We start from the raw sequence: 13,150 nt of genomic DNA, 5'->3' as shown, positions 1-13,150 counted from the left end.
ACATGACTGGGGATCGCTCACATTGTTGCATCCAGCGTGCCGCCGGCAACGAATTGCCGACGGGCGAAGATACGCAAGCAGCGATCCCTCCCGGTCCAACCCCGATCCAATGCCGCTGGAGCTCGCTGATCGGCGGAACCTTCCACATGGGATCTGCCGGCATCGGCTTTGTCGAAGACGGCGAAGGGCCGGTAAGACCCGTCACGCTGTCGCCGTTTGCCATTGCCTGCCATGCCGTGAGCAATCTGCAATTCGGCGACTTCGTGCGTGCGACGGGCTACACGACGGACGCGGAACGCTTCGGCTGGAGCTTCGTCTTCGAGGGGCTGCTGCCGCAAGATACACGTGCGACCCACACGACGCGCGTTCAGGAAACGCCATGGTGGGTCCCGGTGACACGCGCTTACTGGGCACAGCCGGAAGGGCCGTCGAGCAGCATCCTCGACAGGCTCGATCACCCCGTCGTCCACGTCTCCTGGAACGACGCACAGGCCTACTGCCAATGGTCCGGCACGCGCCTTCCAACCGAGGCGGAATGGGAGATGGCCGCCCGCGGCGGGCTGGACCAGGCCACCTACCCCTGGGGCAACGAGCTTCAGCCCGGCGGCGAGCATCGCTGCAATATCTGGCAGGGCAATTTTCCCGACCGCAATACTGTCGACGATGGCTATTTCGGTACGGCGCCCGTTCACAGCTTTGCGCCCAACCGATATGGCCTGCACAATGTCGCCGGAAATGTCTGGGAATGGTGCGAGGACTATTTCTCGCCGAGCTATCACCGCCTCACGCCATCACGAGACCCCCTGAACCGCGAGCCGGCTCCCAATCGATCGATGCGCGGCGGATCCTTCCTCTGCCACGAATCCTACTGCAATCGCTATCGCGTCGCGGCGCGAAGCTCCAATACGCCCGACTCCTCGTCGAGCAATATTGGCTTCCGCGTCGTGCGCACCGAGCCGCCGCAGGATTCGGCCTAGGATGGCGCAGGCGTCAAATCCTGCGAAGCCTGCCACGGTACCCGGCATCCGCCTGCTGCCGTTGTTCCTGCGCAATTTCGTGCGTAACCGCGAGACCGGCCTTGTGCTGGTCGCCATCGTGGTCGGAATGCTCAGTGGCTTACTGGTGGCCGCGATCTCGAGCCTCAGCCAGGTCTCTCACGCCCTGCTGTTCGACATTCCCTTCGACACCCACCTCAGCGCCACCGGCGTGATCTCTTGGCAGCGCACGCTGCTCGTCCCGATGCTCGGCGGTCTGGTGCTCGCGCTGATCGGACTGTACTTCGCCCGGCGCGTGAGGGGACAGCAACTCGCCGACGCGATCGAGGCCAATGCGCTCTATGGCGGCCGGGTATCCTTTCGCGGCAGCCTGCTGATCTCGATCCAGACACTGCTGTCCAACGGGTTCGGCGGATCGGTCGGGCTGGAGGCCGGCTATACGCAGATCTGCTCGATGTTCGGCTCTCATGTTGGTCAGCGCCTGGCCGCCCGCCGCAACGACATGCGGCTGCTGGTGGCCTGCGGCGCCGCGGGGGCGATCAGTGCCGCGTTTTCTGCACCGCTCGCCGGCGCCTTCTACGCCTTCGAGGTCGTGCTCGGCGCCTATACGTCCGCCGGTCTCGTGCCGGTCATCGCCAGCGCCGTCACCGCGTGGCTCGTCGCGCGGCAATTGACGCACCAATCCTTCTTGATGGTGCCCGGCTTCCCCTCACCAGTTTCCGTCGAGATGATCGGCCAGACGGTGCTGATCGGCATCATCTGCGCCTTCGTCAGCATCCTCGTGATGCTCGCCGTCGCATTCTCCGAGCGCTGCTTTCAGCGCATCGCGGTGTTCAAGGGCCTGCTGCGGCCGATTCTCGGCGGTCTCCTGCTCGGTAGCCTCGCCCTGCTGACGCCGACCGTGCTCGGCGCCGGCCACGGTGCCATGCAGATCCTGCTGGTCAGCAATCCGACCTGGCTCCTGCTCACGACCACAATCGTGTTCAAGATCCTGGCCTCCGCCATCTCGCTCGGCTCGGGCTTTCGCGGCGGCCTGTTCTTCGCCTCGCTCCTGCTCGGCGCGCTGATCGGACAGCTCTACAGCGTCGTGTTGACGGGCCCTCTTCCCACGCTGGCGCTTCAGCCCGGTACCGCCGCGATCGCGGCGCTCGCTGCGCTCGGAACCGGCGTGCTCGGAGCGCCCTTCAGTATGGTCTGTCTCGCGCTCGAAATCACCGGCGATTTCTCCGTCACCGTTGGAGCGGTGGTCGCGTCATCGGTCTGCGCGCTGATCGTTCGCGAGCTGTTCGGCTACAGCTTCGCGACATGGCGCTTTCATCTGCGCGGCGAGGCGATCCGCGGCCCGCAGGACATCGGCTGGGTCCGGCAGATGAGCGCAGCCTCCCTGATGCGCACCGATTTCGAGAATGCGCTAACGACGATGCCGATCGGCGAAGCGCAAATGCTGTTCTCGCCGGCGCAGGTCCGCCAGATCGTGCTGCGCGATCCCAACGGCATCTATGCGGGAATCGTGCCCGCCGCGACGCTGCATTCCGTCGCCAATCAGGACGAGGAGCTGCTCGGGTCGCTGGCGCAGCAACAGGACGAATACCTGCTTCCGACCACGCCGGTTCGCGAGATCCTGAAGGCCTTCGAACGCAGCGAGGCTGACGTGCTCGCGGTTGTCGACCGCTCCGACCATCGCGCCACGATTGGCACCCTGAGCGAAGCTCACGTTCTGCGAACCTACGGGGAAGAGCTCGAACGCCGGAACCAGGAGCTGTTCTCACGTTAAGGTGTGCTGGGGCCGTAGATCCATGCCGGTCCGCAAGAAGCTCAGCGCAGTTTATAGGCAGGGACAGCAATGAACGTTTGGGATATGGAAGCAATTCCAGATGAAGGCGGTCCTCGGCCGCCAAGGCTCCTTCGTATTCGTCTGTCGGTCAACTTCCTCTCCACCATCTCCGACGGCAGCGGTGCACCTCGATTGTCGTGCCCGTTCACCGCGCGGGGGTTTGGGACGGGCGGAGATCGCGGTCGTGCGGAGGTGACACGTCGGGCGACCCGACCACCGCCGGCAGCTATGAGGACCCTTGGCATGTCCGTCCCCCATCGTCCCTCAATCCCGCTTCGTCTCGCCGTTCGCCCCGCTCCTCTTCAACCGTGTAGTGTCGATTACTTTTGCTGACAAACATTCACCTGAAGCCCGCCAGAGTACTTGATTCTACTCCACAGTACTCCTCCTCACTCCCACTCAATCATTTAGCAAGAGGCTTTGTCGTTGTCCTGCAATCACAAATCGCCACGTCTGACGGACAAATCCCGACGGTATATCCGCCGCAATTTTTCGATCTTGGATTTACAGGATAACTTGCGCCGCTCGAAGTCTTGGCGATTTCGCTACCTATCAGAGTCGATGGATTGAATAGCTTGTAGAAGTGGCGAAAATCTCAAATCTCCATTGCATGTACTCCACGGTGTAATTCACATACCGTGAGTGATGCGAAAATCGGTGGTTCGGCCCCCGACCGGGCCAAAAAAAGTCAATCGATCGGGGCACGACGAGTGTGCCAGTCCGTCACCGACTGGAACGCATGCCCGGCGCGGGCGAGCACATCCTCCGACAGATGCGGGCCGACGAGCTGCATGCTGAGCGGCAGGCTATCCGACGCCATGCCATTCGGCAGCGTGATAGTCGGACTGCCCGAGAAGTCGAACACCGCGGTGAAGCGCAAGATGCTGAGGAGCACGTTCGGATCCGCGCCGTACTCGCCCATCTTGGTCAGCGTCGGAATCGGCACGGGCATTGTGGGGATCAGGAGCAGGTCGATATCGGCAAACAGGGCCGCCAAGCTGCCACAGAACTTCAGCCTCTCGTGATGGATCTGCGCGATCTCGACGCCGCTCATCGATCTGCCCTGCTCGATCAACTGCGCTAGATCGGGGCCGTATTCCGACTTCCGGGACGGATAGGTTTCGAGATGCGCCTCTGCGGTCTCGATCGAGCACATCGGAATCCACATGCTTACGAGCTTCTCGTAGGCCGGGAACTTAACCTCGCGGATATCGGCCCCAAGCGCAGCGAGCGTCCGCTCGGCTTCCAGCAACGCGGCAACCACTTGCGGATCGATTCCGTTCTGGGTGTAGCTGCGGTCTACGCCGATCCGCAGGCCCCGGACCCCGCCACCGATACCTGCGAGATAGTCCGGCACCGGCGCCTGCAGGACCGTGGGATCGTTGACATCCGCCCCTGCGATGATGCCGAGCATGGCGGCCGCATCGGACGCGCTCCGGCACATAGGCCCGATATGGTCGAGCGAGTCCGCCAGGGGAAAGACCCCATAGCGGCTGACGCGTCCCCAGGTCGGCTTGATCCCGGTCAGCCCGCATGTTGCCGACGGAAACCGGATTGAGCCGCCGGTGTCGCTACCGATCGAGCCGAAGCAGAGCCCCGCCGACGTCGCCACGCCCGATCCGCTCGAGGACGAGCCGACCCAGTAATCGACACCCCAGGGATTGAGCGGCGCCTGGTCGTTCGGATGGTGGCTGGTGTAGGCGCCCTCGGTCATTTTTAGCTTGCCAAGCGTGACGGCGCCGGCCTGTTCGAGCCGGTCCACGATCGTCGCGTTGAAGGACGGGACGAATTTGGCGTGGATCGTGGTGCCACCGGCCGTCGGCGCAAAGGTCGTGTAGCAGAGGTCCTTCAGTCCGATCGGCACGCCGTGCAGCGGCCCGCGCCAGATGCCCTTGGCGAGCTCGGCGTCACAGCGCTTGGCCTGTGCGATGGCGCGCTCGGCAAGGACGAGCGCATAGCCGTGGAATTTGCCGTCGAGCCTGGCGATCCGGCTCAGCATGGCCTCGGTCACTTTCGAGGGCAGAAGCTCGCCGCGGCGGAACAGCTCGGAGAGCTCGGTGATCGACTTGTAGTGGATTGGATCTGCTGACATCTGACAGCCCTGTTATTGTCGGAAAATGGCCCTACCCGCCGGCGCCGCTGACGGCCCGGTTTCGTCGCTGCACGGCTCGGAATGCGCCTAAAACTGCACCCCGCGCGTGAGCGCACCGTCGACCACGAGGTTGGTCCCGGTGATAAAGCTCGCAGCCTTGCTGGCAAGAAAGACCGCGCCGTTTGCCATTTCCTGCGGCGTGCCCATGCGGCCGGTCGGATTGAGCGCCAGCGCAGTCTTGTACAGCTCGGGATTGCCGTCCTTGATCTGATTCCAGACACCGCCCTCGAAAATGTGTTGCCCGGCGACACCGAGTTGGCGCGGATGCCCTTGCCGGCAAGCTGGAAGGCGAGTCCCTGCGTGTAGTGGATAATCGCGGCCTTGAATGTGCCGTAGGGACCGCTGGCGAAATCGACCTCGCGGCCCGACACGCTGGAGATGGTGACGATCGCGGCGGCCTTGCTCTTCTCCAGATATGGCATCGCCGCATTGATCAGCCGCACCGTGCCCATCATGTCGGTGGAGAACTCCTTCTCCCAGCTCTCCTCGTCCTGCCCGATCGATAACGCGCTGACATTGGCGACGACGATGTCGATGCCGCCGAGCTTGGAGGCCATATCCTCTACCCAGGCCTTGAGCGCCGGACCATTGGAAACGTCGACCGAGCTGCCGAACGCGGCGACGCCCTTCGCCTTGATCGCAGTGACCGCGCTGTCGACGTCCGCCTGGTTGCGCGCGCAAATGCCGACATTGGCCCCTTCTGCCGCGAAGGTGTCGGCGATCGCCCTGCCGATCCCCTTGGTGCTGCCTGTGACGAGAACCTTTGCGCCCTTGAGTCCGAGATCCATGTTCGTTCCCTCCCTATTGACGACTTGAAAGCATGCCTGAGGCCGTTCAGAGCAGAAGCTGCTCGCGCACGTTGTCCTCGTTGACCTCGGCGCCTGCGAGCGACCGCGTAATCTTGCCCTTCTCCATGATGTAGCAGCGTTCGGCGATCGCCAGGATCGTGTCGAGGTTCTGCTCGACGAAGATGATGGTGGTTCCGAGCTCGTTGCGGAACGACCGAAGCGCCTCACAGATGTGCTGAACGATCGACGGCTGGATACCCTCGGAGGGCTCGTCCAGAATCATCAGGGACGGATTGCCGATCAGCGCGCGGCCTATGGCGAGCTGCTGTTGCTCGCCGCCCGACATGGTGCCCGCGGCCTGTCGCCGTCGCTCCTTCAGCCGCGGGAAATACTCATAAACCAGCTCCGGCAGCTTCTTGCCGCCCGGACCACCGATCAGCTCGCCGACCTGCAGGTTTTCCTCGACGGTCATTTGCGGAAACACGTCGCGCCCTTGCGGGATGTAGCCGAAGCCGGCCCGTGCCCGTGCGTCGGCTTCCAGCGCCGTGACGTCCTGCCCCATGAAGCTGATCGTCCCGCGCCAGGTTTGCAGCAGTCCGATCAGGCAGCGCATCAGGGTCGATTTGCCGACACCGTTGCGGCCGATCACGCCGACGATCTCGCCGCGCCAAACCGACATGCTGACGCCCTGCAGGATCGGCGTCGCGCCGTATCCCGCCCACAATTCGGCGACGTCGATAATCCGCTCAGGGGACGAAACATTAGTGAGCATGGGCCTTACCCAGATAGATTTCCGCGACCTTCTCGTCCTGCAGGATGCTTTCGAGCGTCCCGCGCGCAAAAATCCTGCCGAGATGCAGCACCGTGACTCGTTGGGCCACCTGGCGTACGAAGGCCATGTCATGCTCGACCACGAGCACCGTCATTCCCTCGGCATTGAACGACCTGATCAGCTCGCCGGTCTTGAAGGTTTCTTCCGGCGACATGCCGGCCGTCGGCTCGTCCAGCAGCAGGAGCTGCGGCTTCAACGCCAGCGCCATCCCGATCTCGAGGCCATTGTTGCTGGCCGTGCGACAGCGCGCCTGCGAGCTTGTCGCAATCCGCCGCGAGATTGAGCATCGTCAGCAGGCGGTCTTCCTCGGCGATGCGTTCCGGGCCGGACAGTCGCTCCTGCAGCGCGGTCTGGATGTTCTGGCGGACAGGCAATTCCTTGAAGACGCTCGGGGCCTGCATCTTGATGCTCATGCCCCGCTGCACCCGCGCGTAGGGCCGCTCGGCCGTGATATCGACGGTGTCGAACAGGATGTTGCCCTCGGTCGGCGGATAGAGGCCGACGATCAGCTTGAACAGCGTGCTCTTGCCGGCGCCGTTGGGTCCGATCAGGCAATGGATCTCGCCAGCATTGACCGTGAGGTCGACGCTCGAGACCGCCGTCAGCCCGCCGAAGCGCTTCGAAACGCCTTTGACTTCGACCAGCGCCATGATCAGGACTCTTCCGGTTGCAGGCGGCCGGCTTCGGCTACGTCGCTGCGCCGCCGGCGTGCCTGCCACCAGTCGGCGGCGAGCTTGCCGATGCCGAGCACGAAACCTTGCGGCGCCAGCATCACGGTCGCGAGCAACAGCGCCCCCATCAGCACCAGCGCCGCCTGCTGGCTGTAGACGGTGATGGTCTGAAAGCCGAAGAGAAGCAGGAACGACCCAACCAGCGTCGCAGTCAGATCGCTGCGCCCGGAGAAGGCCACCCATACGATCGGCATCGCGGCCGCCGGCAAGCCGATGCTGGATGGCGTGATGAACTGCCCCCAGGACGTGTAGAGCGCGCCGCTGAGGCCGGCGAGGCCGCTGCCGATCACGAAGGTCAGCAGCTGATACTTGCGGACGTCGTAGCCCAGCATCTCCGCACGCTGGGGATTCTCCCGCGTCGCCACGATAACGTTGCCGATGCCCGAATTCACCAGAATACGCAGCGCGAGATAGACGATCACGATCAGCGCGACCATGACGTAGTAGAGCGCCGATCCCTCGACGTAGACGTCACCCACCGTTAGAGGGTCCATGCCCTTCATGCCGTTGAAGCCGTTCAGCCGCGCCGAGCCGATGTGCCATTCCGGTCCGGCCGTTTGTCCGAGGAAGAAGGCGAGCACCAGCGTTGCGGACAGCGTCACGATGCCGAAGAAGATGCCGTTGATCCCGCCCCAGATCATGAAATAGCCGAGGATGCCGGCCGCGATCATCGCCAGGACGACAGAGAGCACGAGCGCGGCGATCGTCGCCGTGCCGCCGCCCATGTTGATGGCGAGCACGCCGTAGCCGTAACCGGCGATGCCGAAGAAGAGCGTCTGGCCGAACGACAGCATGCCGCCATAGCCCCACATCAGACAGAGGCCGAGCGCCATGAAGATCCAGATCAGGAAGTAGGCGAAATTGCCGACATCGTAGGAATCGGCAAACGAGGGATAGGCCAGCGCGCCCGCGAGCACGACCAAGATGCACGACCAGAATATCTTGCCGCGTCCGAGCGTTTGTGGGCCTTCAAGCAGCTTGAACATCACATATTCTTCCCTCTAACGCCCACGACGAACCAGCACGCTGGAGAGCCCTTCGGGTAACACGCGAATGATCAGGATGACGGCGACCAGCATACCGATCTGCCCTATTATCTGGCCGTAGCTAGCGTTCAGCGCCATTCGGATCATCGCCAGGAACACGGCGGCCGGCGCCGTTCCGAGCAGCACGTTGGCTCCTCCGATCACGACGGTCACAAAACTCTCGACTACGAAGGTCGCCCCCATGGTCGGGATCAACGTCATCGTCGGCGCATACAGCGCGCCGCAAAGCCCGGCAAGGCCGGTTCCGATCCCGAAGCTGATCGCATAGATGCGGCCGGTGCGTGCGCCGAGCGCCTTCGCCATCGCTGCGTTCTGCATGGTGGCACGAGCAATCACGCCGAACCGCGTCTTCATGAAGATGATGTAGAGACCGGCCAGCACCGCGACTGCGCAGCCGAACAGCACCAGACGGTAGGTCGAGAACGTATAGCCGCCAATCGCGAAGCTGCCCTCGGGCGTTCCGATGCCGCGCACGGCGGAGCCAACTATCAGGAGCATAGACTGCGTCACGATCAGGCTTAGTCCCCAGGTCGCGAGCAGCGAATCCAGCGGGCGCTTGTAGAACCGCCGCACCACCAGGAACTCGACGAGGACACCGATGAGGCCCGCCGTGAGCGCCGCCAGGATCTGCGCGACGGCGAGCGGCACCCCCAGATTGACCAGACCAACCGTGACATAGGCTCCGCACATGATGAACTCGCCATGCGCCATGTTGATGACGCCCATCATGCCGAACACGATGGCGAGGCCTGCGGCCGAGAGAATGAGGAACGCGAAGACGTCGGCGAACTGATAGAACAGCGAGAACAATTCAGCCGACATCGCGATCCCCTCGATAGCGGCGCCGCATCGTCGCGGCGCCGGCTTGGTTTGAAATCGTCGTGACCACCACGAGCAAGATCCGTGCCCGCCTCAGGACTTTTTGGGGAGGTGGCTTGGCGTGTATTGATCCTTGTCGTTCTTCTTCGTGAGATCGCATCCGATCTCGCCAAGCCAGTAAGGCTGGATCGTGCCGTAGTCCTTCTCGACCTTCACCTCATGCTTCGGCCCGACGGAGATCAGGCGCATGCGGTGCGAGGTGTGCTGGCTCTTCGGATCGATGCAGACCTTGCCCTCGGGCGCATCGATGCAGGCATCGCCGGTCGCGATGACCTTGCGCATGTCGTCGAGCTTGATCGACTTCGCCTTCTCGACCAGCGCCTTGTACATGTAGAGCGCGTTATAGGCGTTGTACCCCATGTCGTTGATGTAGAGTTCGTCGGGGAACTTGGCGCGCCAGCGCTTCTTGAACTCGGTCGCTTCGGGCGTGTCGATCTCCTCGAACCAGTTCGCGGTCGCGTGCATGTTGTTGAGCGCCGGCGGCTTGAACCGCTTGTGCTCGAAGCCGAGCATGACCTTGATCGACGAGCCCATTGGCAGGTTGAGGTTGGCCGCGGCCGCCTGCTCGAAGAACGAATCCTGCGCGGCACCGACGTTGATCGTCAGCAGCCAGTCGGGCTTTGCCTTCTGGATGTTCTGGATGGTCTGCGCGAACTGCGACACGCCGAGCGGGATGAACTCCTCGCCCACGACCTCGCCGCCCAGGTCCTTCATGATCTTGCGGTTCCACTCCGCCGAGATCTGACCGAAATTGTAGTCAGCGGCGATGACATAGACCTTCTTGCCGAACTTCTCGACCATCCAGGGAATCAGCGTCGAGAATTGCTGCTCGGGCACCGCGCCCATACTGATCATGCTGGCATCGCAGACCCCGCCCTCGTACTGGTTGGTGTAGAAATACGGCGTCGTGGTCCGATCGACGATCGGACGCAGCGCCTCGCGCGAGGCCGAAGTGATGCCGCCGATCAGCACGTCGACCTTGTCGCGATTGAGCAGGCGCCGGCCGAACTCCTGGTAGCGCGCATTGTCGCCCTGCGGATCGAGGTGAATGAGTTCGATCTGCCGTCCCAGGATGCCGCCGCTCTTGTTGATCTCCTCGACGGCGAGCTGCGAACCGTGCAGCTTCGGCATACCCATGAAGGCAAGGTCGCCGGACACGTCCTCGAGCAGGCCGACCTTCAGCGGCGGTTCCGCGGCGCTGGCAATACTCATCGACGCCACAGTGCCGAGCATGGCGCCGAGCAAAACCGTCCGTAACTTGCGTCCCGAGTTCATCGTGATGTCCCCTCTATTGAAAGCGGCTGGATGTCATGGCTTGAGATAGTTCTTCAGGATGGACGCCCCCATTGTGTATTTGGGGTCGACCATGTTGCCGAGGCGCATGCGGCCGGCCTGGCTGAGCAGCATGTAGGCGTCGATCTCATCGAAGCCGTAATCGGCCGCCATCCACCGCACGAGCTCGCGATAGGCGATGCGTGCGGCGTCCTCGAGCGGACGCGCGCTGCCGATCGTCATGATAAAGTCCTTCGTCTCGAGGCCGCGGCCAGGCAAAGTTCCAATTCTTGATCAGATCGACCTGGAGCGTGACGGTCGCGCGCTGCTCGAGCGCGACTCCGGAGAGCTCGCCGTCGCCCTGCGTCGCGTGGCAGTCGCCGACGTAGAGCATCCCGCCGTCGGTATGCACCGGGAAATAGATGATGGCACCCGGAGCGACGTCGGGCAGATCCATGTTGCCGCCGTGATAGTCCGGCTGTAGGGACGAAATCGCCTCGATCTCCGGCGAAACGCCGATGGTGCCGATGAACGGTTCGTAGGGCAGCGTGAGCTTGTCGTTCCAGCGCACGCCGTTCCTGTCGACATGCACCTTCTTCACGCGCTCGGGCAGCGGCGAATTGAGCATTGCCGTCGAGCTGGTCCCGACCAATCCGCCGAACTCCGGAATGATGCAGGTCGTCCCGGCCGGCTGCTCGCCCCGGGTTTCGACGTCGCGGATGTAGATCGCGAGGCAATCGCCCTTCTTGGCGCCCTTAACCGCGATCGGCCCGCATTGCGGGTTGAGATAGGGGAAATTGAGCTTGGAGGTGGGGCTGTCGGTCTCCTTGGTCAGCACGCCGCCAAAAGCATCTTCGGTCTCGACGACGACCACCCCACCGGGGTCGATCGTCAGGGTCGGCTTGGCATAGGGACCGTAGACGAAGTGGAAGTCCCCCTGCTGTTCGATCGTAAGGCTATTGGTCGCGCCGGCCGCGCCCCTGGCGACGGCGCGCTTGGCCATGATGGATGTCTTCAACCAGTCTTCGGACATGAGATCGGCTCCTCGGCTCAGATCGCGGGATGACGCTTGTGCCAGTCGGTGACGCGCTGGAACGCATCGCCTGCGCGAACGAGGCAGGCCTCGTCGAAATGACGGCCGACAAACTGGAAGCCGACCGGGCCGCCATTCGCCGCGAAGCCGCCGGGCAATGTCACTGTCGGACTTCCCGTCATATCGAACGGGCACGTAAAGCGGAGCAGGCCTCCGATCAGCGAGGCGTCCTCTCCGAGCGCTGCCATCTTGGCAAGCGTCGGCGCCGCGAACGCCTGGGCCGGTACCGCGAGGAGATCGACCGTCTCGAACAGCGCCCGCACAGCGCCGCGAAACGCTTCGCGGCGGAGCACGATCTTCTGGTAGTCCATACCGGACTGTTGCCGTCCGAGATCGAGCAGGCCGGCCAGCGCCGGGCCGTATTCGTCCTTGCGCGCCGGATAGGTATCCTCGTGCGCGACCGCGACTTCGATGCCGCAGAGCGGGAACCAGTCGTCGATGATCGCCTTGGGATCGGGAAACGCAATTTCCTTGATCTTCGCCCCGAGATCAGCCGCCACCCGCAAACCCTCGGCCAGCACCTTGGCCGCATCGCCGTCGGTGCCTTCGCTGGTCCAGCGTCGATCGACGCCGATGGTCACGTCGCGCAGATCTCCGGTCAGGCCGGCGAGATAATCGGGCACGGCCAGCGGCACCGCTGTCGTATCCTTGGGATCCTGCCCGGCGATCACGCCGAGGATGGCACCGCAATCGACCGCACTCCGCGCCATCGGGCCGATGTGGTCCAGCGTCGCCGCAAGCTCGAATGCGCCATAGCGGCTGACCCGTCCCCAGGTCGGCTTGAGTCCGGTGACGCCGTTCGCCGCGGACGGAAAGCGGATCGACCCGCCGGTATCGGTACCGAGCGAGCCGAAGCAGAGGCCCGCCGCAGTCGCAACGCCTGAGCCGCTCGAAGAGGCACCGGGCCAGAGATCCGCGTTCCACGGATTTCTCGGCGGGTCGATCTTCGGATGATGGTCGGCGTAAGCGCCTTCGGTCTGCTGCAGCTTGCCGAGGATGATCGCGCCGGCATCCTTCAGCCGCGCGACGACCGTTGCATCCTCAGTGGGGCGGAAGTCGCGATGGATCGTCATGCCATGCGCGGCGGGTGCGCCCTTCGCCCAGCAGAGATCCTTCACCGCCACCGGCACACCGTGCAGCGGCCCCTTGATTTTGCCGGAGGCGATCTCCTTCTCGGCCGCGGCTGCTTCCGCAAGCGCCGAGTCGGCCATGACATACGCAAAACTCCTGAGCTTTCCGTCGAGCTCGTCGATCCGGCCGAGCAACGCCTTGGTGACTTCGACCGATGACAGTTCCTTTGCCTGGAGCTTTTGTCCGATCTCGACGAGTCCAAGATAGTGGAGATCTGTTGCCGCCATTGCTCCTCATCCTCTCGCTCGACATGACACACGGCCGTCAGGCGCATGCGTCACCGTTCTGGCGATGCGGACGCATCGCCAGCTGTCCTGGCGGCAAAAACGAAAAAAGCCACCCGCCCCTCCCGAATGAGGTGACGAATGGCTCAAATGCCGCGGCTATGATCTGTCGC

General features: G+C 63.4%; 8 protein-coding genes and 3 pseudogenes. 2 read left to right on the top strand and 9 right to left on the bottom strand.

The window, feature by feature from the left end; translation table 11 throughout:
- Positions 1–2 precede the first annotated feature (2 nt).
- Together ACETMP_RS31845 and ACETMP_RS31840 are read left to right on the top strand one after the other, a co-directional pair.
- Positions 3–977, top strand: a complete 975-nt coding sequence (locus ACETMP_RS31845; RefSeq protein WP_375159230.1) for a formylglycine-generating enzyme family protein — start codon at positions 3–5, stop codon at positions 975–977.
- A gap of 1 nt (position 978) precedes the next feature.
- Entirely contained in the window at positions 979–2,769 is a 1,791-nt protein-coding gene (locus tag ACETMP_RS31840; RefSeq protein WP_375159229.1) for a chloride channel protein, read from the top strand.
- A gap of 748 nt (positions 2,770–3,517) precedes the next feature.
- On the opposite strand, the gene ACETMP_RS31835 is transcribed toward ACETMP_RS31840, so the two are convergent.
- The 9 genes and pseudogenes from ACETMP_RS31835 to ACETMP_RS31795 all read right to left on the bottom strand — a co-directional run bounded on the left by ACETMP_RS31835 (position 3,518) and on the right by ACETMP_RS31795 (position 12,980).
- On the bottom strand, positions 3,518–4,921 hold the full coding sequence (locus ACETMP_RS31835; protein WP_375159228.1) for an amidase: 1,404 nt from the start codon (positions 4,919–4,921) through the stop codon (positions 3,518–3,520).
- 87 nt (positions 4,922–5,008) lie between these two features.
- Positions 5,009–5,769 (bottom strand): annotated as a pseudogene (locus ACETMP_RS31830) (SDR family NAD(P)-dependent oxidoreductase).
- Positions 5,770–5,815: 46 nt separating this feature from the next.
- Complete coding sequence (locus tag ACETMP_RS31825; RefSeq protein ID WP_375159227.1) at positions 5,816–6,541, bottom strand: ABC transporter ATP-binding protein; 726 nt, start codon at positions 6,539–6,541, stop codon at positions 5,816–5,818.
- Positions 6,531–7,251, bottom strand: a pseudogene (locus ACETMP_RS31820) (ABC transporter ATP-binding protein). Before ACETMP_RS31820 ends, ACETMP_RS31825 begins: the two are co-directional and overlap by 11 nt.
- Positions 7,252–7,253: 2 nt before the next feature.
- Complete coding sequence (locus tag ACETMP_RS31815; RefSeq protein ID WP_375159226.1) at positions 7,254–8,318, bottom strand: branched-chain amino acid ABC transporter permease; 1,065 nt, start codon at positions 8,316–8,318, stop codon at positions 7,254–7,256.
- Between the two features lie 15 nt (positions 8,319–8,333).
- Positions 8,334–9,200, bottom strand: a complete 867-nt coding sequence (locus ACETMP_RS31810; protein WP_135169740.1) for a branched-chain amino acid ABC transporter permease — start codon at positions 9,198–9,200, stop codon at positions 8,334–8,336.
- A gap of 90 nt (positions 9,201–9,290) precedes the next feature.
- Positions 9,291–10,532 (bottom strand): urea ABC transporter substrate-binding protein, encoded by a 1,242-nt coding sequence (locus tag ACETMP_RS31805; RefSeq protein WP_375159225.1) that lies wholly within the window; start codon positions 10,530–10,532, stop codon positions 9,291–9,293.
- Positions 10,533–10,565: 33 nt separating this feature from the next.
- Positions 10,566–11,562 (bottom strand): annotated as a pseudogene (locus tag ACETMP_RS31800) (acetamidase/formamidase family protein).
- Between the two features lie 17 nt (positions 11,563–11,579).
- Positions 11,580–12,980 (bottom strand): amidase, encoded by a 1,401-nt coding sequence (locus tag ACETMP_RS31795; RefSeq protein ID WP_375159224.1) that lies wholly within the window; start codon positions 12,978–12,980, stop codon positions 11,580–11,582.
- Positions 12,981–13,150: the final 170 nt, after the last annotated feature.

It is taken from the genome of Bradyrhizobium dasycarpum (genome assembly GCF_042019905.1).
In the GTDB taxonomy this organism is placed as follows: domain Bacteria; phylum Pseudomonadota; class Alphaproteobacteria; order Rhizobiales; family Xanthobacteraceae; genus Bradyrhizobium; species Bradyrhizobium japonicum_B.
The sequence above is the reverse complement of the archived record's forward strand: the minus strand, read 5'-3'. Positions and strand labels throughout refer to the sequence as shown.

What these genes read in the sequence shown, in the direction of transcription:
- ACETMP_RS31845 (WP_375159230.1), top strand. Translation starts at nt 3, where the DNA reads ATGACTGGGGATCGCTCACATTGTTGCATCCAGCGTGCCGCCGGCAAC.
- ACETMP_RS31840 (WP_375159229.1), top strand. Translation starts at nt 979, where the DNA reads ATGGCGCAGGCGTCAAATCCTGCGAAGCCTGCCACGGTACCCGGCATC.
- ACETMP_RS31835 (WP_375159228.1), bottom strand. Translation starts at nt 4,921, where the DNA reads ATGTCAGCAGATCCAATCCACTACAAGTCGATCACCGAGCTCTCCGAG.
- ACETMP_RS31825 (WP_375159227.1), bottom strand. Translation starts at nt 6,541, where the DNA reads ATGCTCACTAATGTTTCGTCCCCTGAGCGGATTATCGACGTCGCCGAA.
- ACETMP_RS31815 (WP_375159226.1), bottom strand. Translation starts at nt 8,318, where the DNA reads ATGTTCAAGCTGCTTGAAGGCCCACAAACGCTCGGACGCGGCAAGATA.
- ACETMP_RS31810 (WP_135169740.1), bottom strand. Translation starts at nt 9,200, where the DNA reads ATGTCGGCTGAATTGTTCTCGCTGTTCTATCAGTTCGCCGACGTCTTC.
- ACETMP_RS31805 (WP_375159225.1), bottom strand. Translation starts at nt 10,532, where the DNA reads ATGAACTCGGGACGCAAGTTACGGACGGTTTTGCTCGGCGCCATGCTC.
- ACETMP_RS31795 (WP_375159224.1), bottom strand. Translation starts at nt 12,980, where the DNA reads ATGGCGGCAACAGATCTCCACTATCTTGGACTCGTCGAGATCGGACAA.